Here is a 19,502-nt window from a genome sequence, read left to right as displayed (position 1 = left end):
AGGCGTTTAGGATGAATGAGACTTATCATAATGGAAATATGGCCGCCGATTTTATGTATCAAGCGAATCGATTTCCCAACAAATTAGCATTAAAAATTCCTGTGATGGATAAACAAGATTATTTGTCAGAAGAATCTTGTACGTATGCGGAATTATTGAATCTTGTTAACCGCTATCAACAGCTATGGCGAAGTAAGGGCTGGAAGGCTACTGATAGGGTGATTATTATTTTAAAACCCAGCCAGCATTTATATGCAATTGCGCTGTCTATGACAGCAATTGGAATCATACCTGTATTTATTGATACGGGGATGGGTAGAAAAAAAATACAAATGGCGATCCAAGATGCAAATGCAAAAGCCATTATTAGCTTTTCGGCCTTAATAAAATTGTTTTGGTTTATCCCCTCGCTATGGCGGCTTGAGCGTTTGGCTGTAGATAATCCGGGAATTGGCTATGGGTGTATTTTACAACAATTGGCGTTAAAAACGACAGCAGTGCCGATATGCATAGCACGGAATAATACTGACCATGGATTAATCACGTTTACTTCTGGTAGTACAGGTCGGCCGAAAGGGGCTGACCGTACACACAGCAGTTTAGTTAACCAGCATCGAGCCATCAGCCTGTTAGAAGGAGATGGTGAGAATGCTATTGATAGTCCTTGCTTCCCAATGATTGTCTTGCATAACTTAAGTTGTGGTATGAGCACAATTATTCCTAAGGTTGACTTTGCTGATCCTGCAGGCGTGAATGCTGGCATTGTGATTGAACAACTTAAGCAAGCTGACGTAACACAAATATCAGGCGCACCTGCTTATATTTCTAAATTGGTTGATTGGTTATTAAGTCATAATCAATCAATGACGGATATTGGGCAGGTCGTTGTCGGTGGTGCCACTGTGCCGGTTGAACTTGCTAAACGAATACTGCAGGCATTTCCAAATGCTCATGGCATCATCATTTATGGTTCGACAGAGGCTGAGCCAATTTCAACTATCGATATGAAAACGTATATCACAGACCATAATCATGCCGATGGTTACTTAGTGGGTATGCCACATGAATTTTGTGACGTCTTAATTGCTGATGTGAGTGATGATTGTTGCCATGAGTCATCTCTTGGTTTAGGCATCAAAAAGCAGGGTCAAGTAGGAGAGATACTCGTCAGTGGAGAGCATGTTCTTCAGCAATACCTTGATAATCCAAGCGCAAATAGGGAAAACAAAATCCCGCGTAATAATGGGTTGGTTTGGCATAGAACAGGCGATACAGGGCTATTAGATAGGCAAGGAAGACTTTGGCTAACTGGACGTGTAAAAGATATTATTTATGTAAATAATGAGTCTTTACAACCATATCCAATCGAGCGTGCACTTGATGCATTAAAAGACGTGACACGTGCAGCTTTAATTTCACATGAGAGTCGTGTTTATTTGTTCTTACAACTCAAGACTGAAATCAACATTGGTTTACAGGAGCAAATTCAGCAAATATTACGTCAGTCGGGTATTCAGCTAGTCCTGTCTTTAGTCCTGCCTAAAATCCCTGTTGATGGTCGGCATAATAGTAAAATTGATCGCCCAATGTTACGAGAGCACATTTTAAGTCGTAAGACGTCTAATGCAGAAACATGGAGTTGTTAATATGATTGAAAAAATAGAATCACCTTATATTATAAAGTTAAATCGCGTTGACTTATTAACGTTAACAAGCGTGTTTACCACTTTTACTGCATTGATTAGTGCGATTGATGGACGTCCATATTTTGCAATGGTACTGCTATTCATTGCGATGATAGCTGATGCATTAGACGGCATTCTTGCGAGAAAATGGGGACTCGAACGTGATTTTGGCCGTTATCTTGATGGTTTTATGGATATGCAAATATACTTAATTACACCTGGAGTCGTCATGTACCAATGGGGTTTTGATGGCTATTGGTCTCTTTTCATTATGGCGATGATAACCAGTGGGAGTGTCAGGCTTGCCGCGTTTAATCAAACTGGCAATATAAAAGAGGAGAATGGATTAAGTTATTTAGGGATGCCTGTCTTCTGGAGTATTTTTATTCTTTCTGCTGCTTTTGTTATTGAAAGGCTTCTTGGGTCATTTTCAGCATATATTTCACTTGCTGTGGGGTTATCTTTGTTTAGTTATTATATGGTCGTAAGAAAGCCCTTCTTTAAGTTTAAATCGATCAGCCAAATTGTAAAGATTACATTAACAGGTATATTATTTTTTACGATTTTGGAACTTTTAAATCATGATAAGGGTTCTCCTATAATGGATATATTACTCGCTTTATATCTTCTGATTCCTGCCGCTTTGGGAGGTGTATTACATATGATGTTTGTGAGTAAAAATAGACTGAGTTTTTTAGTTGTCCCTGTTAGCAAATCATTATTTGGTGCAAACAAAACATGGCGAGGGGTCATACTTGTACCTTTGTTAACCATGGTTAGTGCTCTGGTATTGATGCTCTTGGAGTTCGTATTAACAAACGTATATGGAGAAGGCCTATTACCCAATATCAACATTTTGTTTTTGGGCTTTATCACTGGTGTGGGGTATATATTGGGGGAGTTCCCAAATTCTTACTTTAAGCGTTATTTGGGTATCGGGCCTGGAGAATTACCTGAAAAGAACAAATATTTTTTTATGGCGATAGATCAGTTAGATTCAGCTATTGGTATCGCAATTATGTATAGTTTAGTATTTGGTTTCTCTTTTGAAATATTATGGGTGTACGTGCTTTGTTTCCCAATCACAGCACTTTTAGTAAAAAGATGGCTGTTCAATAACAAGTTGAAATCAAGTGCTGTGTAACTAAAATAATGATGGTACGCTTTCGTATCATCATTATTCGTAGTAACTTTTATGTAGCGAAAGTTAACAATTGAGTGGTGGGAATGTTTGAAAGCTGCCAATACGAAGGTACTGACAGCTTATATTGATTACGCTAGATATTAATCTTAGCGATTACGCTGTTCTGTTCTCAAACCCATAATCAAGCTCACACACATCACTAATAAGATAATAGTGAAGGGGAGGGCTGTTGAAATCGCACCAGCTTGTAGCGCTTCAATTGCTTGTGTACCACCAACCCAAAGGAGACCTGTAGCAATTGCACCTTCAATTAATGCCCAGAACACACGCTGTGGAATCGGAGCATCAACTTTACCGCCCGCAGTAATACTGTCGATAACCAAAGAGCCTGAATCAGAAGAAGTAATGAAGAAAACTAATACCAGTATGATCGCAAGTATTGATAAAAAATTACCTAAAGGTAAAGAATCAAACATTTGGAACATAGCTAAAGGTACTTCTGTTAACCCTTCACTACCTAAAGTACCAATATTATTCACAATTTGATCAATGGCTACGCCACCAAATACAGACATCCATAAGATAGTCACAGCGGTTGGAACAAGTAATACCGCAGTCAGGAATTCACGAATAGTACGGCCACGTGAAATACGCGCAATGAACATACCAACGAATGGTGACCATGAGATCCACCATGCCCAATAGAACACTGTCCAGCCGTGCATCCATGCTTCATCAGCTCGGTCCATAGGGTTGCTGAGTGGAATGATATTCTTAACATAGCCCATGATTGTCATTGGGATGGTGCCCATAGAAACAGCCAAGGTAACTAAAGCAACAAAAACAAGTAACACAATGGCAAGTAGCATATTGATATTACTAATTACTTTTACGCCGCCATCAATACCACGTACCACAGAGCCGACCGCAATCAGTGTGACAACAATGATAATGGTGATCTGTAAACCCAGGCTATCAGCAATACCGAACACGTGATGGAAACCACTCGCAGCTTGTTGTGCACCTAAACCAAGTGATGTAGCAAGACCAAACAAGGTCGCTATTACCGCAAGAATATCGACAATGTGACCAGCCCAGCCCCAAGTACGATCCCCTAGTATTGGATAAAACACAGAGCGCATTGAAAGTGGAAGGCCTTTATTATAAGCAAAGAAAGCCAGTGCTAATGCGACGACACCGTAGATTGCCCATGGGTGTAAGCCCCAGTGGAACATCGTTGCGCCTAATGCAAGCTGAGCTGCTTCAGGTGTGTTAGCTGCCACATTGAGAGGCGTGTGATACGAGCCTGTATAATAAGAAACGGGCTCAGCAACCCCCCAAAACATAAGACCGATACCCATGCCAGCAGCAAATAACATAGCTAACCATGACATGCGGCTATAATCAGTTTTAGCGTCATCACCACCTAAACGAATTTTACCGTATGGCGAGACAATTAGCGCTAGGCAGAAAATAACGAAGATATTTGCAGACCACATGAATAAGCCATCAAAACTGGCGATGATTTGCCATTTAATACCATCTAGGAATGATTTCGATGTTTCAGGTTCTACTAATAAAATAGCGACCAAGAATAGGCCAATTAACGATGCACTAATACCAAATACAGGGTTATGTACGTCAAACCCCCATTTTTGAACGTTATCTTGTCCAACAGTATAATCAGTATTATCAATACTGTATTTATCCCTATTAATACTCATTAGTCCTCAGTTAGAACAGTCCTGTTCTATATTGGTGTATTTATTTATTATGGGCTAGTTTAGCAAATTTAGAGTTAAATATCAGAAGAATAAAAGGTTATAAAGTATAAAACCGCCTAATAAGCGGTTTATCTGTGATGGAAAAGTGTGAAAAGCGCGTCGAGAATTAGCTAATACAGGGTTCTGCTTCTTTCTCGTTGACCACGCTTTAAGCCCAGAAACTGACGTGGTTGCTATATCTACCTCACCTCTAAGGTCTATTGGTAGAAAAAAACGCTCTTCATTGTTTAGTATAGATCAGCTTGAATAACTGTCCAGTTCACAAAATTATGATATTGAGTTATTTTCAAGAAGATTAAATAACGTATTCTATAACAATCATTTAAGTTATTTGGAGCGATACGATGTCGATACTTGAAAACAAAATTCCACCACCTGTTATTACTTTATTATTTGCCGTACTTATGTGGGGAGTATCACTTATTACTCCAAGTCTGACATTTAGTTCAACACTGCGGTTACCCTTATCCTTGCTAATCGTTGCCTTAGGTAGTTTCTTTTGTGTCGCAGGTGTGGTGTCTTTTAAAAAGGCGGCTACGACAGTTAATCCATTAAAGCCAGAGACTGCATCATCATTAGTGAATTCTGGTATTTACAGAATATCTCGAAATCCTATGTATGTTGGTTTTGCTTTGTTTTTACTTTCTTGGGGCGTTTACTTATCCTCTCCTTGGACTATTTTAGTCATAGTGGGCTTTGTTTTTTATATGAATAAGTACCAAATCATTCCAGAGGAGAGGGCGCTCACCACAATATTTGGCGCTGAATTTACTGCGTACCTATCACAGGTTCGTCGTTGGTTATAAATTTATTAAGCGACCATTTGGTTGCGCAAATGTTGACAAAATGTAAAAAACCAATAGTATTGAATGAAAATTCAAACATTGTCGACAATCTTATGCCTTTAGAAGATCCAACAAAAATAGTCGCTGTGACTACAGCCGATAAAGTTTTTGAGCTAATGCAGCGTGCCATTGTAGATGGTGAAATACTTGCTGGTAGTAAGATTAGTGAACCCGAGCTCGCAAAGCGCTACCAAGTTAGTCGTTCTACCCTTCGTGAAGCATTAAACCGATTAGAAAAATGCCATTTAATTGAGCGTAAAGCGAATGTCGGTTCACGCGTAGTACAGTGCACAACTCAAGGTCTACTCGATCTTTACTTTGTACGTGAAGCGTTAGAAGGCATGGCATGCAGACAAGCGGCTGAAAACATGACAGATAATGAAATTGTCGACATGAAAGCCATGCTTAATCAACATGCGTCAGTACAAGCATTGAAAGATGGTGTCGCTTATTATCAAGAAGAAGGTGATTTAGACTTTCATTATAAAGTGATTTTGGGTAGTCATAATGCTCAACTCATTCATTTGATATGTGGTCAGCTCTATCATTTAGTTCGCATGTACCGCTGCCAGTTTGGTATGCACAGTCCCAGAGCCAGCCGTGCTTTTTCAGAACACGCCCAAATCATCGAAGCCATCAGTGACCGAGATGGTGAATTAGCCGAAATGCTAATGCGCCGTCATATCGCAGCTTCACGTAAAAACATTGAAAGTAAAATTGCACGTCAACTAGCCGCAGAATTAAAGACAGACACTACACCAGTTCAAGGAGAGAAATAATATGTCTATAGAATCAGCTTCGCCTCAACGTTTATCCCCAGGCGCTAAGTTTCGTTTAGCACTGACCAATAATAAACCCCTGCAAGTCGTCGGTACTATTAATGCGTATTGCGCAATGATGGCAGAGCAGCTGGGTCATCAGGCTATCTATCTGTCAGGTGGCGGTGTTGCCAATGCGTCTTACGGTTTACCTGACTTAGGTATGACCTCATTGAATGATGTGATCGCCGATGTACAGCGTATTACTGCCGCATCGAGTTTACCTTTGTTGGTCGACATTGATACGGGCTGGGGCGGTGCATTTAACATTGCTAAAACCATTCGTGATATGGAAAAAGCGGGCGCGGCAGCTGTTCATATTGAAGATCAAGTAGCACAAAAACGTTGTGGTCATCGCCCGAATAAAGAAATTGTGTCGACAGAAGAGATGGTTGACCGTATTAAAGCAGCGGTTGATGCGCGTATTGATGCTGATTTTTTCATTATGGCGCGTACCGATTCATTCGCACAAGAGGGTTTAGAAGCCGCGATTGCCAGAGCACAAGCGTATGTTGAAGCGGGTGCTGACGGTATTTTTGCTGAAGCTGTGAAAACCGAAGCGCATTATCGTGCGTTCTCGGCGGCGTTAGATGTACCTATTTTGGCGAATATCACTGAGTTTGGGCAAACCGAATTATGGAATAAAGAGCAGCTTGGAGAGTGGGGTTGCGCCATGGTGCTTTATCCATTATCTGCATTTCGTGCGATGAATAAAGCGGCTGAACAGGTTTATAAAACCTTGCTAGCTGACGGAGACCAAAAAGCCGTAGTTGATAACATGCAAACGCGTATGGATTTATACGATTATCTCGGTTACCACGATTATGAGCAAAAACTTGATAGTCTATTTTCCGAAGGAAAAAATAAATAAAAAGTCGAAGGAAAAAATAAATAAAAAGCCGAAGGAAAAAATAGTCCGCGTAATCATCGACTAAAATTACTTACATTAGACATAAAACGATACACATAAAATATAGGCATTACAGATATAGAAATTAAATCATCAAGCGAATAGTAGTGAACAGGATGTTGCAATGTGAGCCAACTGTAGTCAAGGACAGTTGAGTATGTAGAGTTGCTATTAACCGTTTGAAATTAACTGTTTTACATTAATCAAAATAATAATTAAAGGAATAATTATGACAGATAAAAAATTATCAGGCGCTGGCTTACGTGGCCAAAGCGCAGGTGAAACAAAATTATGTACGGTTGGTAAATCAGGTAGTGGCTTAACGTATTGTGGTTATGACATAGCCGATCTAGCCGAGCACGCTACATTCGAAGAGGTTGCTTACTTATTGTTTAACGGTGAATTACCGACACTTGATCAGCTTGAAACATACAAAGCTGAATTGGACACCCTACGTGATTTACCTCAATCGTTAAAAGAAGTATTACAGCACATTCCTGCAGATGCGCATCCAATGGACGTCATGCGAACGGGTTGTTCATTCTTAGGTAACATTGAACCTGAGACTGACTTTTCCGCGCAAAACAAAGCCGCAAATCGTCTACTGGCTGCATTTCCTGCAATCATGTGTTATTGGTATCGTTATTCTCATGATGGTGTAGAAATTGACTGTACTACTGATGAAGAATCTCTGGCTGGTCATTTCCTTAAATTATTGCGCGGTGAAACACCGTCAGAACAGCATCGTCGAGTGATGGATGTATCGCTGATCCTCTATTCCGAACATGAATTTAATGCCTCAACCTTTACTGCACGCGTGTGTGCATCAACATTGTCGGATATGTTCTCGTGTGTAACGGGTGCTATTGGTACATTACGTGGGCCATTACACGGTGGTGCAAATGAAGCTGCAATGGACATGATTCAGGCGTTTACTTCACCTGCAGATGCGAAAACGCAGATGGCTGGCATGCTTGAACGTAAAGAAAAAATTATGGGCTTTGGTCATGCAATTTACCGCACTTCCGATCCGCGTAATGTGATCATCAAAAAATGGTCAGAAAAACTAGCTCACGAACACGGTGATACTTCGTTATACGATATTTCGGTGGCATGTGAAGAGTTCATGTGGGACAGCAAAAAATTATTCTGTAACGCCGATTTCTTCCATGCGTCGGCTTATCATTTCATGGGCATTCCGACTAAATTATTTACCCCAATCTTTGTCTGCTCGCGTCTAACTGGTTGGGCTGCGCACGTGATGGAACAGCGTAATAACAACCGTATTATTCGCCCAAGTGCAGATTATATTGGTGCAGAGCCTAGAGTGGTAACACCTATTGCAGACAGATAACTAAAGACAGAATAGTAACTGTTATTAAAGCATTCATACAGAATGAGTAAATAACATTGTATTGCGTGATCTACTTGTTTTCATTATTGATAAAATGAGCAGGTCACAATGTTAGTTTTGATTAAAAGAGGGAGGAGTAAAGCCGGTTTTTTGTGCTTTATCTCAAGCCCCATTTATTTAATGGATTAAGTTATGAACATTAACTATCGTAAACCGTTACCGGGCAGTGAGCTCGATTATTTTGATACCCGTTCTGCAGTTGATTCAATCCAACCCGGTGCGTATGCCACTTTGCCTTATACTTCACGCGTATTTGCAGAAAACTTAATACGTCGCTGTGATCCTGAGATATTAGAAGATTCGTTAAAGCAGTTAATTGAACGTAAACGCGATCTAGATTTTCCTTGGTTTCCTGCGCGTGTCGTTTGTCATGATATTTTAGGTCAAACCGCATTAGTTGATTTAGCGGGATTACGTGATGCGATTGCTGAAAAAGGTGGAGACCCATCTAAGGTTAATCCAGTCGTCCCAACACAATTGATTGTTGACCATTCATTAGCTGTTGAACATGCAGGTTTTGAAGCTGATGCATTTGAAAAAAACCGTGCAATTGAAGATCGCCGTAACGATGATCGTTTCCACTTTATTAACTGGACGAAAACAGCCTTTAAAAACATTGATGTTATTCCTCCAGGTAACGGTATCCTGCATCAGATTAACTTAGAGCGCATGTCACCTGTGATCCAATCACGCAATGGTGTGGCATTTCCAGATACCTTAGTGGGCACAGATAGTCATACGCCTATGGTTGATGCATTAGGTGTAATTGCAATTGGTGTGGGCGGGCTTGAGGCAGAAAGCGTGATGCTTGGTCGAGCGTCATATATGCGTTTACCCGATATCATTGGTGTTGAGCTGACTGGTAAACCACCTGCGGGCATGACGGCAACAGATACCGTTTTAGCATTGACCGAGTTCTTACGCGCACAGAAAGTAGTATCAAGTTATTTAGAGTTTTATGGTACGGGTGTTGCGCATCTGACCTTAGGCGATCGGGCCACCATTTCTAATATGACTCCTGAATATGGGGCGACTGCCGCATTGTTCTCAATCGACGAACAAACTATCGATTACCTTAAGTTAACTGGTCGTGAAGACGAACAAGTTAAGCTGGTGGAAACTTACGCCAAAGAAACGGGTCTATGGGCCGATGACTTAGCAAACGTTGAATATGAACGTGTACTTACATTCGATTTATCGACTGTGTGCCGTAACATTGCTGGACCATCTAATCCGCATAATCGTGTTCCTACCTCTGAATTAGCCAAGCGTGGTATCAGTGGCAAGGTCGAAAATATACCAGGTAAAATGCCAGATGGTTCAGTGATCATAGCCGCTATCACCAGCTGTACCAATACTAGTAATCCACGCAATATGATTGCGGCAGGTTTGATTGCGCGTAACGCCAATAAGCTTGGATTAACACGTAAACCTTGGGTTAAAACCTCATTGGCTCCAGGTTCAAAAGCGGTGGAACTCTACCTACAAGAAGCCGATTTATTGCCGGAACTAGAGCAACTTGGCTTTGGTATTGTGGCGTTTGCCTGTACGTCTTGTAATGGTATGAGTGGGGCACTTGATCCCGTTATTCAGCAAGAGATTTTAGATCGTGACCTGTATGCTACCGCTGTGTTATCAGGTAACAGGAACTTTGATGGTCGTATTCACCCACATGCCAATGAGGCCTTTATTGCGTCCCCACCTTTAGTGGTTGCTTATGCGATTGCTGGTACTATCCGTTTTGATATTGAACGTGACACTCTTGGTTTAGATCAAGCTGGTAACGCAATCACACTGAAAGACATTTGGCCGAGCGATGAAGAAATTGATGCTGTGCTTAAGGCAAGTGTGAAACCAGAACAATTTCGTCAAGTCTACAACCCGATGTTTAGTAGTGATATAGAGTGTAGTGTTGATTACGGTGAGAAAAATAACCCGCTGTATGACTGGCGTGAAATGAGTACCTACATTCGTCGTCCGCCTTATTGGGAAGGTGCATTAGCAGGTGAGCGTAGCCTTAAAGGTATGCGTCCTCTAGCGGTATTGGGCGATAATATTACTACCGACCATTTATCTCCTTCTAACGCCATCATGCTTGATAGTGCGGCAGGTGCGTATTTAGATAAAATGGGTTTGCCGGAAGTTGACTTTAACTCATACGCTACCCATCGAGGTGATCACCTTACGGCGCAACGAGCGACCTTTGCAAATCCTAAATTGAATAATGAAATGGTGCTAGAAAACGGCAAAGTTAAACAAGGTTCATTAGCACGAGTTGAGCCTGAAGGGAACGTAATGCGCATGTGGGAAGCGATTGAAACCTACATGGAGCGTAAGCAACCTCTGATTATCGTCGCAGGTGCCGATTATGGCCAAGGCTCTTCACGTGACTGGGCGGCGAAAGGCGTTCGTTTAGCGGGTGTAGAAGCGATTGTTGCAGAAGGGTTTGAACGTATTCACCGTACTAACTTGGTTGGTATGGGCGTACTACCACTTGAGTTTAAAGCGGGTGAAAGCCGTAAAACTTATGCAATTGATGGCAGTGAAACTTTTGACGTCATTGGTGAGCCAACCCCGCTTGCAGCCCTAACGCTAGTCATAACTCGTAAAAATGGTGAAGCCCTTGAAGTGCCTGTGACTTGTCGTTTAGATACGGCAGAAGAAGTATCTATCTATGCGGCAGGTGGTGTACTACAACGCTTTGCACAAGATTTCCTTGAATCGAATGAGGCCTAGCTATTTATGATGAAAAACAACATAGGGTATTTACCACAGCTTAGGATACCTGCCACTTATATGCGGGGCGGCACCAGTAAGGGGGTATTCTTTAATCTCCAAGACTTGCCTGTCTCCGCACAAACCGCGGGGGCTGCGCGTGATGCATTATTACTGCGTGTTATTGGTAGTCCCGATCCCTATGGTAAGCAAACAGATGGTATGGGCGGAGCAACATCGAGTACCAGTAAGACTGTGATCGTGTCTGCAACCGATAAACCCGATCACGATGTTGATTACCTGTTTGGGCAGGTATCGATTGATAAACCGTTTGTGGATTGGAGTGGTAACTGTGGCAATCTATCCGCCGCAGTGGGCTCTTTTGCCATTAACTGTGGATTGGTGGATGCCAGTCGTATTCCAGAAAATGGTGTCGCGGTTGTCCGTATTTGGCAGGTGAATATTGCTAAAACAATTATCGCCTATGTGCCAATTACTAATGGTTTAGTGCAAGAAACTGGTGATTTTGAGTTGGACGGCGTCACTTTTCCAGCAGCTGAAGTACCAGTGGAATTTATGGAACCAGCAGATGGCGAAGGATCTATGTTCCCCACAGGTAATCTGATTGATGACTTGATTGTACCGGAATCAGTTGTCCTTAGTGGGCAGTTAAAAGCGACAATGATTAATGCGGGTATCCCAACCATCTTTATTAATGCCGAAGATGTTGGTTATACAGGTACAGAACTGCAAGATGCCATTAATAATGATGCTGAAGCGTTAACTATGTTTGAAACTATTCGCGCTTACGGTGCGGTGCAGATGGGATTGATATCAAACATCGCAGAAGCCGTGCAGCGTCAGCATACCCCTAAGGTCGCGTTTGTCGCTAAGTCGGCAGACTATGTGTCTTCAAGTGATAAGCAAGTCGTCGCGAGTGATATTGATTTGTCGGTGCGCGCCTTGTCTATGGGCAAACTGCATCACGCGATGATGGGGACTGCGGCTGTTGCAATTGGTGCTGCAGCAGCAGTTCCGGGGACATTGGTTAATTTGGCTGCAGGTGGTGGTGCGCGTGACTCGGTGAATTTCGGCCATCCATCAGGAACATTACGCGTTGGTGCACAAGCAACCGAAATTAATGGTGAGTGGACGGTAACTAAAGCAAGTATGAGCCGCAGTGCTCGTATCTTAATGGAAGGTTGGGTGCGTATTCCTGCCGATAATGGTTAATCAGTATTCTTATGGATAACATTCAGTCTAGAATGCCAAACTAATCAAACCAGTTAATAGAATAATTGGATTAATTTTAATATACCGTTATATTGTCAGCCTATTTATTTCTAGGTTGGTTCTATAATGGTAAAGGTAATTACATTCTTACTGATAAGTGTTTGCAGTTTTGCAGCGATGGCGACGTCAGTGAACTGCGATAAAGCGTTTAATACGTTAGAAATTAATTACTGCGCTAAAGTAGAATTAGATAAAGCAGAAGCCGAAATGCAGCGATACCTCGATAAAAGTATTGCGCAATATACCGCTGACATTCATATTCTTGAGTCGATCAGCATCGCACAATCGGCGTGGCAGTCGTACAGTAAATCACAGTGTGATTCGGTATTTACTATGTACAGAGATGGGTCGATGCGCGTTGTGATGACATTAAGCTGTCGAACTAAACTTACTCAACAACGCACCCATGAACTTTGGTCACAGTACTTAACATATATGGACAGTTCAGAGCCGGTACTGCCAGAACCAGCTGCATCCGATTTAGGTTAAAAGCTTTTATAATAGGGATTTAGCATCGCTTTGATACGTTTTAGTACCACAAGTGCTGTTACGCGTCCCCAGCTAAATAGCACCCGTTGGTGTAAACGAAATATCGTATCGTATAAATGTCGGATTAAACGTCCTTTCAATACGATCCTATTATTCATTAAAGCACCAACGGCATTGCCGTTCCCGACAGCGACAACCATACCACCATCGTTATAGATAAACGGCTGTAGCGGTTTGTCTTTTAGCATTCGATTAAACTGTTTTGCTAAATGTGTCGCCGCTTGGTTAGCTGCTTGCGCACGCGGTGGCACAAAACTACCGTCAGGTTGCGTGCACTGCGCATTATCACCTATCACAAAAATACTGTCATCAAGGTTCGACTGTAGGGTTGGATTAACGATTAATTGGTTTAAACGGTTTGTTTCTAATCCGTCGAGCTTGGTTAACCATTCCGCACATTTAATACCTGCAGCCCATATCTGTAAATCCGCGGGAATAATCTCGTTTTCCGATGTGATTAATTTACCTGTTTCAGCACGTTGAACACGCGTTTCGGTGCGAATTGTGATGCCTTGTTTTTTAAGGGCTTCCTGCACCTTTTCTGACATGCATTCTGGACTACTGGGTAACACCCGGCCTGCCGCTTCGACTAAGGTAATTTTAAATTTTGATGCTTGTCTATAACGCTGTAATTTACTACTTACCTTCGCGAGTTCTGCGGCGAGTTCTACGCCTGTTGCGCCAGCACCAACAATAGATATACGACGTGTACCAGTGGCTTTTAGTTGTTGTTTGATTTGTTGCCAAGCCAGTTCAGCTTGCCCTGATGAATCTAAAAACAAACAATGTTCACTCACACCTGGGGTTTTAAAATCATTACTGATCGCACCAACAGCCATGACTAAGTAATCGTATTGCAGTTTCGTTGGAGCACTATTCATACCACGTAAATGGATGATTTTACTGTCGCGGTCTAATCCTGTCATCGCATCTTGAATGTGGGTATAGCCATTACATTCGGCATGTTGGAAATAACTCACTGCATCCAACTCGGTATCAAAGGTACCCGCCGCGATTTCATGTAGACGAGGTTTCCAGAAGTGATGTGAAGACGGTTCAACGAGTATGACTTCGTGGCGTTTATTACGGCCTAATCGAGTCACTAATTCAAGGCCAGCTGCGCCACCACCTACAACAACAATTCTTAACATAATACGTTCTACCATTCTGTGTAACTAAATCTGATGGCAGCATTATATCTACGTCTCAAATATTGATAATCCCTATAAATAGTAAATTACTATTACTCAGCTGTAATAGTCTTCGAGACTAATATCATCTATACTTCACTGGATTAATTAATCTTGTTCAAGAACGAAAAACGCTATATATTGCCCGCTATTAACGCGATAGTTCGCTGTTTAGACACATGAAATAGTAATAACTAATAATTGGAGTAAAAATGAAAAACCACAGTGTTAAAAGAATGAAGGATGTATTCTTTATCTTCAGATTTATAAGTTGGATAGCAATTATCTGTTCATTATTTGGTTCTTTACTACTGTTTGGTGTGGGAGCAATCAAAACGTATTATGCCTTTACTGCCGTTGCGTTTGGCTATATACCAAATGAAAGTTTGGCTCATCTTGATTCAGCGGATATTGCCACCGCCTACTTGATTAAAGGCTTAGATACTTTCTTGATTGCCTTGGTATTATTTATCTTTGCGCATGGTGTATTTACGTTATTTATCACGGATAAAAAACTAAACAATATTCCCACCGTATTAAGCTGGATAAAAACCCCTGATATTGGCCATTTAAAGAATATTTTAGGTGAAGTAATCGTTATTATTTTGTTTGTTAAGTTTTTAGAAATGATCTTAATTAACTTGAATGACTTAAGCTGGGAAATATTGATTTTACCTATTTCGATTTTACTCTTAGCGCTAGCATTAAAGTTCTTGGATTTGAATGACAAGAACAGTAGCCATAAAGACGAGTAGGGTGTAGTCGGTGGTAAAAATAAGACAAGTTTCTAGTGTGGATTGGGAGCATATCTACGAACTGATAGAAGCAAACATGTTCTCAATGCAACAAGAATTGGGACTCGATTGGAATAGAGAGTCGATCATTAAGCATTACATGTCTAAGACGGTATTAGTTGCTGAGTTTGGACGTCATGTTATAGGGTTTATTGCTTATGATGTGTCAACCAACAACCAAACTATTCACTCACTTCAAATATCTCGAGAATATCAAAATGGTTTGTGTGGATTTCGTTTGTTAAAAGCGGTACTTACAACAGAGCTGGATTATGTTGACCACGACTCTCAAGTGTCATGCTGTGTCTTCGAAAATAACGTGGCGAAAGATCAGTATTTTTCGCTGGGATTTAAGGAAGTAGACAGAAACAAAGGCGTACTAAGTTTAGAGATTAAGCGCCACCAGTTACTTGAACGTTTGAGGCTTGGATAGCAGTATGATTGAAACAGAACGGCTGATATTAAAACCCGTCACAATAGTAGATTTTGATATCTATAAAGACATAATGTCTTGTCCGATGATGAGCTTATATCTTCCAAAAGGTGAACCCTACGATGATGAAGAAATTCTCCAGCATGTGTCGAAAAGAGTCGAGCATTGGAAGCAAGGTTTTGGTTCATTTGTTGTATACCTAAAGCATCATCCAAACGTTAAGCTTGGTTATGCGGGAATAGAAGTTTCTCCTAATTTTGAATGCAGTGATATTCGATTTGGGTTTAAGCAAGACGCTCAAGGTAAAGGTTATGCGTATGAAGCTGCAAAATCTGTTTTAGAGCATACTTTTGCTTTAGGCCTGCATACGAAAATATATGGCGTGGCTGTAAAAGAAAATATCCCATCGATTAAAATTCTAGAAAAGCTAGATATGAATGCTGATTATTCAGTTGTGCTCTATGACGACGAAAGATTAGTGACTCTATCTGTGGGTAAATCGGCATAATAAACTAAGTTGTTAATAGAGCTGCTATCAGTGGTCGCTGACCGTTTACCTTGTTGAATTAAATTGGTAAGGTGTTGTTCATAAAGACAAGTAAATCACAGTCGCTGTGAACGATTCCTGTCGTATTGTTCAATAAGGATAAGTTGTGGAAAATTATTTAATGTATGTTGCCGTGGCAGCTCTTACACTTTAAAATCCCAAATCCATATTATTTTTCATGTCCTTATTTCCGCAATTTATTGACTCTCAAGGGCGTTAAACATTCATTAGAATCAAGGTCAATTGATGGAACAATTCAACGTATCAGCTTTTCTAGTTATTAACCAATATGCGGGTAAGAATAAAATGCTGGATAGTATTTTAATTACAGCTGTTGATGTAATGCCTTACCTTTTTGTCATGGCGTTAATATATTTATGGTTTAGTTCAAGCGTAGAAAGGAAACAAGTTAGTTTGAACGCTGTCGTGTCAGTTGTTCTGGGGATGTTAACGAGTAACATCATTTCTCGTTTTTATTATAACCCTCGTCCATTTGTAGATAACTTAGGTGTTCAACTAATAGAGCATGCGCCAGATTCTTCATTTCCCTCCGACCATGCAACGTTTACGTTCTCTATCGCTATCACGTTATTATTTAACAAAGCAACTCGGGTGCTAGGCATGGCTCTATTTGTGTTGAGTTTTATTAGTAGCATGTCTAGAGTGTATGGTGGCATTCATTATCCTCTTGATATATTAGGTGCTATTTGTGTGGCGATATTTGCATCGACACTTGTATCCATACTCAACAAGAAACTACATTTAGGTGTGTTATCGAAGAAGATAGCCTAACAGAGTTGTTAGTAATGGGGTTTTACCAAGGGATCTTGTAAAAGGAATTATCATGCAAGAATTAATAGAGCAATATACAGGTGCTAATGAAGATAGTCGTCTTACTCGGCAATTCATTACTCAAATGGAATTTGATACCACGATGGATACACTGAAAGCGTATCTTGTTCCAAACGTAAAAGTCATCGAATTAGGTGCTGCAACTGGCCGATATTCTCTCAACTTTTCGAAAATGGGTTGTAATACAACGGCTGTAGAACTGGTACCTGATCAAGTTAACATTTTGAAACGCAAAGCCAAAGAACAAGGTTTAACACTTTCAATTTATGAAGGGAATGCTTGTTCAGTTCCGTTTATTGAAAGCAATTCACATGACCTTTGCGTTATTCTTGGGCCTCTCTATCATCTACAAACTCAGGAACAGCGTGACCAAGCAATCTCAGAGGCTTATCGAATCCTAAAGCCTGGTGGTGTGTTAGCGATTGCTTACATTTCGCGTTATTTCGTTGCAGGTATGTTCGCTCAGCAATCTCCAGAGCTGGTTACACCAGAGATTCTATCCACGCTTTTTGAATCGGGTTTGGTTCCAAGTCAGCTTGCTGATAGTTTTTTTAATGTGGGTTACTTTGCGACTCCAGCTGAAGTGGAAGCGCTGGTAAGCACACATGGTTTTACTACATTACGTCATGTAGCGACAGACGGATTTGGGCGATATATCTCGTCAGGGGTTAATAACTTTACTCCTGCGCAATATCAAACATGGTTGAGCTATCATCTAAAAACGTGTGATGAACCGTCTCTGCTAGGGTCAAGTAACCATGGTTTAGTCATCGCTAGAAAAATAAGTGAGTAAGGTTATCGAACAAAGAATCGGAAATGTAGCGTTAGTTGTTGAAAACTATGATGACGCTATTGAATTTTATACTAATAAACTGCAATTCGAGCTTGTTGAAGACACTGATTTAGGTGGTGGGAAGCGTTGGGTTCAGATTTGTCCTCCTAACTCGACTGGAACCAATTTATTATTGGCTCAAGCGAGTAACGAAGAACAGCAACAATCTATTGGCAATCAAGCGGGTGGTCGTGTCTTCTTATTTCTACAAACTAATGATTTTTGGCGTGATTATGAATTCATGAAAAATCAGGGCGTTGAGTTTACTGAAGAACCCCGTAGCGAAGAATACGGCACTGTAGTGGTATTTAAAGACTTATACGGTACAAAATGGGATTTGTTGCAGCTAACCAAGTAACTAACTTGATCTGTGTAATCTTCGTATTTTAACCTTGTAATGTGCCTAAATTTAGGTATTGTTTGTCATCGATATTAAACGAGTTCAGTTATCAGCTAAGTTTATGTTTGAGCGTTATGCAAACATAATAAAAGGATTTATAGCCATGTTTAAAAAATTAGCACTTGCTTCTGTTATTGCATTAGCAACAAGCTCTGTGTTTGCTGGTGAGCCGATTAAGATCGGTTTTGTTACTACGTTGAGCACGGGGGCTGGCGTAATAGGGCAGGATATGCGTGACGGTGCTGAGTTAGCACTTGATCAATTGGATCGTAAAATGGGCGGTTCAGACGTAACAATTATCTACGAAGATGATGGTTTTAAGCCTGAAATTGGTAAACAGAAAACGGATAAGCTAGTAAAGAAAGACAAAGTTGATTTTGTTTCCGGTTATATCTGGAGCCATGTATTAATGGCGTCTTATAAGAAAGTGGTTGATAACGATGTATTTCTAATCGGTTCAAACGCGGGCCCAAGTACGATTGCTGGCAAGCGTTGTCACGAGAACTTCTTCTCTACGTCTTGGCAGAATGATCAAAATGCAATGGCAATGGGCGAAGTGCTTAACCAACGCGGCATTAAACGCCTTTATATTATGGCTCCTAACTATGCAGCGGGTAAGAACATGGTTGCCGGTGTGAAGCGTACGTTTAAAGGTGAGGTCGTTGGTCAAGACATGACTAAATTCCCTGCGCAATTAGATTTCTCTGCCGAACTAGCGAAAGTAAGAGCGGCTAAGCCAGACGCACTTTGGGTGTTTTACCCTGGTAAACACGGAGTGCAATTTCTTAAGCAGTATTCACAGTCGAAGTTAGCTAAAGACGTCCCTTTGTATAATATCTTCACTATCGATAATTTAAGTCTTCCTCGTGTGGGAGAGTGGGCTGAAGGTAGTTTGATGACCCAATTTTGGGCACCAAATCTTGATACGCCTGCGAATAAACGTTTCGTTGATGGCTTTAAGGAAAAATACGACCGCTACCCAAGTTTTTATGCAGCCCAATCGTATGATTCCATGATGCTAATTGATAGCGCGGTGCGTAAAGTTGATGGCGATATCTCTGATAAAGATGCTGTTCGTGCTGCTTTGACTGAGGCTGATTTTGAATCTGTCCGTGGAAAAATAAATTACGGTAATAATCATTTTCCTATTCAGGATTTCTATCTGACAAAAGTGATTAAAGATAGTGATGGTGTGTATACCACTGAAATCGTGAATAAAGTACTGTCAAATCATCAAGACCCTTACGCAAGTAAATGTAAAATTTAATAAGTCGTAAGTACTCAATAAATGAAAGCG

General features: G+C 40.9%; 18 protein-coding genes. 16 read left to right on the top strand and 2 right to left on the bottom strand.

Annotated elements, in window-relative coordinates; genetic code table 11:
• Positions 1–11 precede the first annotated feature (11 nt).
• Together HWV03_RS13905 and HWV03_RS13900 are read left to right on the top strand one after the other, a co-directional pair.
• A complete protein-coding gene (locus HWV03_RS13905) occupies positions 12–1,646 on the top strand; it encodes an AMP-binding protein (RefSeq protein WP_211676453.1) in 1,635 nt (544 codons plus the stop codon).
• A gap of 1 nt (position 1,647) precedes the next feature.
• Complete coding sequence (locus tag HWV03_RS13900; protein WP_211676452.1) at positions 1,648–2,829, top strand: CDP-archaeol synthase; 1,182 nt, start codon at positions 1,648–1,650, stop codon at positions 2,827–2,829.
• Between the two features lie 146 nt (positions 2,830–2,975).
• Here the strand turns inward: HWV03_RS13900 and HWV03_RS13895 are convergent, their stop codons facing one another.
• On the bottom strand, positions 2,976–4,553 hold the full coding sequence (locus HWV03_RS13895) for a BCCT family transporter (protein ID WP_211676451.1): 1,578 nt from the start codon (positions 4,551–4,553) through the stop codon (positions 2,976–2,978).
• A gap of 410 nt (positions 4,554–4,963) precedes the next feature.
• On the opposite strand from HWV03_RS13895, the gene HWV03_RS13890 reads away from it, so the two are divergent.
• The 7 genes from HWV03_RS13890 (at position 4,964) to HWV03_RS13860 (ending at position 13,097) form a co-directional block, all read left to right on the top strand.
• Positions 4,964–5,419 carry a methyltransferase family protein gene (locus tag HWV03_RS13890; RefSeq protein WP_211680218.1) on the top strand — a complete coding sequence of 152 codons (456 nt, stop codon included), beginning with the start codon at positions 4,964–4,966 and terminating at the stop codon, positions 5,417–5,419.
• 92 nt (positions 5,420–5,511) lie between these two features.
• The gene (locus HWV03_RS13885) at positions 5,512–6,237 is read left to right on the top strand and encodes a GntR family transcriptional regulator (RefSeq protein ID WP_211680216.1); all 726 of its coding nucleotides are present in this window, start codon (positions 5,512–5,514) and stop codon (positions 6,235–6,237) included.
• A 1-nt stretch (position 6,238) separates the two neighbouring features.
• Positions 6,239–7,147 carry a methylisocitrate lyase gene (gene prpB, locus HWV03_RS13880; RefSeq protein WP_211676450.1) on the top strand — a complete coding sequence of 303 codons (909 nt, stop codon included), beginning with the start codon at positions 6,239–6,241 and terminating at the stop codon, positions 7,145–7,147.
• Positions 7,148–7,415: 268 nt separating this feature from the next.
• On the top strand, positions 7,416–8,540 hold the full coding sequence (prpC, locus tag HWV03_RS13875; RefSeq protein WP_211676449.1) for a bifunctional 2-methylcitrate synthase/citrate synthase: 1,125 nt from the start codon (positions 7,416–7,418) through the stop codon (positions 8,538–8,540).
• Between the two features lie 192 nt (positions 8,541–8,732).
• Positions 8,733–11,336 carry a Fe/S-dependent 2-methylisocitrate dehydratase AcnD gene (acnD, locus tag HWV03_RS13870; RefSeq protein ID WP_211676448.1) on the top strand — a complete coding sequence of 868 codons (2,604 nt, stop codon included), beginning with the start codon at positions 8,733–8,735 and terminating at the stop codon, positions 11,334–11,336.
• A gap of 6 nt (positions 11,337–11,342) precedes the next feature.
• On the top strand, positions 11,343–12,548 hold the full coding sequence (gene prpF / locus HWV03_RS13865; protein WP_211676447.1) for a 2-methylaconitate cis-trans isomerase PrpF: 1,206 nt from the start codon (positions 11,343–11,345) through the stop codon (positions 12,546–12,548).
• Positions 12,549–12,674: 126 nt separating this feature from the next.
• The gene (locus HWV03_RS13860) at positions 12,675–13,097 is read left to right on the top strand and encodes a lysozyme inhibitor LprI family protein (RefSeq protein ID WP_211672101.1); all 423 of its coding nucleotides are present in this window, start codon (positions 12,675–12,677) and stop codon (positions 13,095–13,097) included.
• Here the strand turns inward: HWV03_RS13860 and HWV03_RS13855 are convergent.
• A complete protein-coding gene (locus HWV03_RS13855) occupies positions 13,094–14,308 on the bottom strand; it encodes an NAD(P)/FAD-dependent oxidoreductase (RefSeq protein ID WP_211676446.1) in 1,215 nt (404 codons plus the stop codon). The two genes, HWV03_RS13860 and HWV03_RS13855, sit on opposite strands and share 4 nt — an antisense overlap.
• A gap of 251 nt (positions 14,309–14,559) precedes the next feature.
• On the opposite strand from HWV03_RS13855, the gene HWV03_RS13850 reads away from it, so the two are divergent.
• The 7 genes from HWV03_RS13850 to HWV03_RS13820 all read left to right on the top strand — a co-directional run bounded on the left by HWV03_RS13850 (position 14,560) and on the right by HWV03_RS13820 (position 19,472).
• Entirely contained in the window at positions 14,560–15,102 is a 543-nt protein-coding gene (locus HWV03_RS13850) for a YqhA family protein (protein ID WP_211676445.1), read from the top strand.
• Positions 15,103–15,139: 37 nt separating this feature from the next.
• Positions 15,140–15,574 carry a GNAT family N-acetyltransferase gene (locus HWV03_RS13845; protein WP_255546823.1) on the top strand — a complete coding sequence of 145 codons (435 nt, stop codon included), beginning with the start codon at positions 15,140–15,142 and terminating at the stop codon, positions 15,572–15,574.
• Positions 15,575–15,578: 4 nt separating this feature from the next.
• Positions 15,579–16,082, top strand: coding sequence for a GNAT family N-acetyltransferase (locus tag HWV03_RS13840; protein ID WP_211676443.1), 504 nt, complete (start codon positions 15,579–15,581; stop codon positions 16,080–16,082).
• A gap of 285 nt (positions 16,083–16,367) precedes the next feature.
• Positions 16,368–16,913: an undecaprenyl-diphosphatase gene (locus tag HWV03_RS13835; protein WP_211676442.1), complete on the top strand. Its 546-nt coding sequence runs from the start codon at positions 16,368–16,370 to the stop codon at positions 16,911–16,913.
• Between the two features lie 52 nt (positions 16,914–16,965).
• Entirely contained in the window at positions 16,966–17,766 is an 801-nt protein-coding gene (locus tag HWV03_RS13830; RefSeq protein WP_211676441.1) for a class I SAM-dependent methyltransferase, read from the top strand.
• Positions 17,759–18,163: a VOC family protein gene (locus tag HWV03_RS13825; RefSeq protein ID WP_211676440.1), complete on the top strand. Its 405-nt coding sequence runs from the start codon at positions 17,759–17,761 to the stop codon at positions 18,161–18,163. The genes HWV03_RS13830 and HWV03_RS13825 overlap by 8 nt, the downstream gene beginning before the upstream one ends.
• Before the next feature lie 145 nt (positions 18,164–18,308).
• Complete coding sequence (locus HWV03_RS13820) at positions 18,309–19,472, top strand: ABC transporter substrate-binding protein (protein ID WP_211676439.1); 1,164 nt, start codon at positions 18,309–18,311, stop codon at positions 19,470–19,472.
• Positions 19,473–19,502: the final 30 nt, after the last annotated feature.

It is taken from the genome of Moritella sp. 36 (assembly GCF_018219415.1).
Classification (GTDB): Bacteria; Pseudomonadota; Gammaproteobacteria; order Enterobacterales; family Moritellaceae; genus Moritella.
This window is presented reverse-complemented; position numbering and strand designations above follow the sequence as displayed.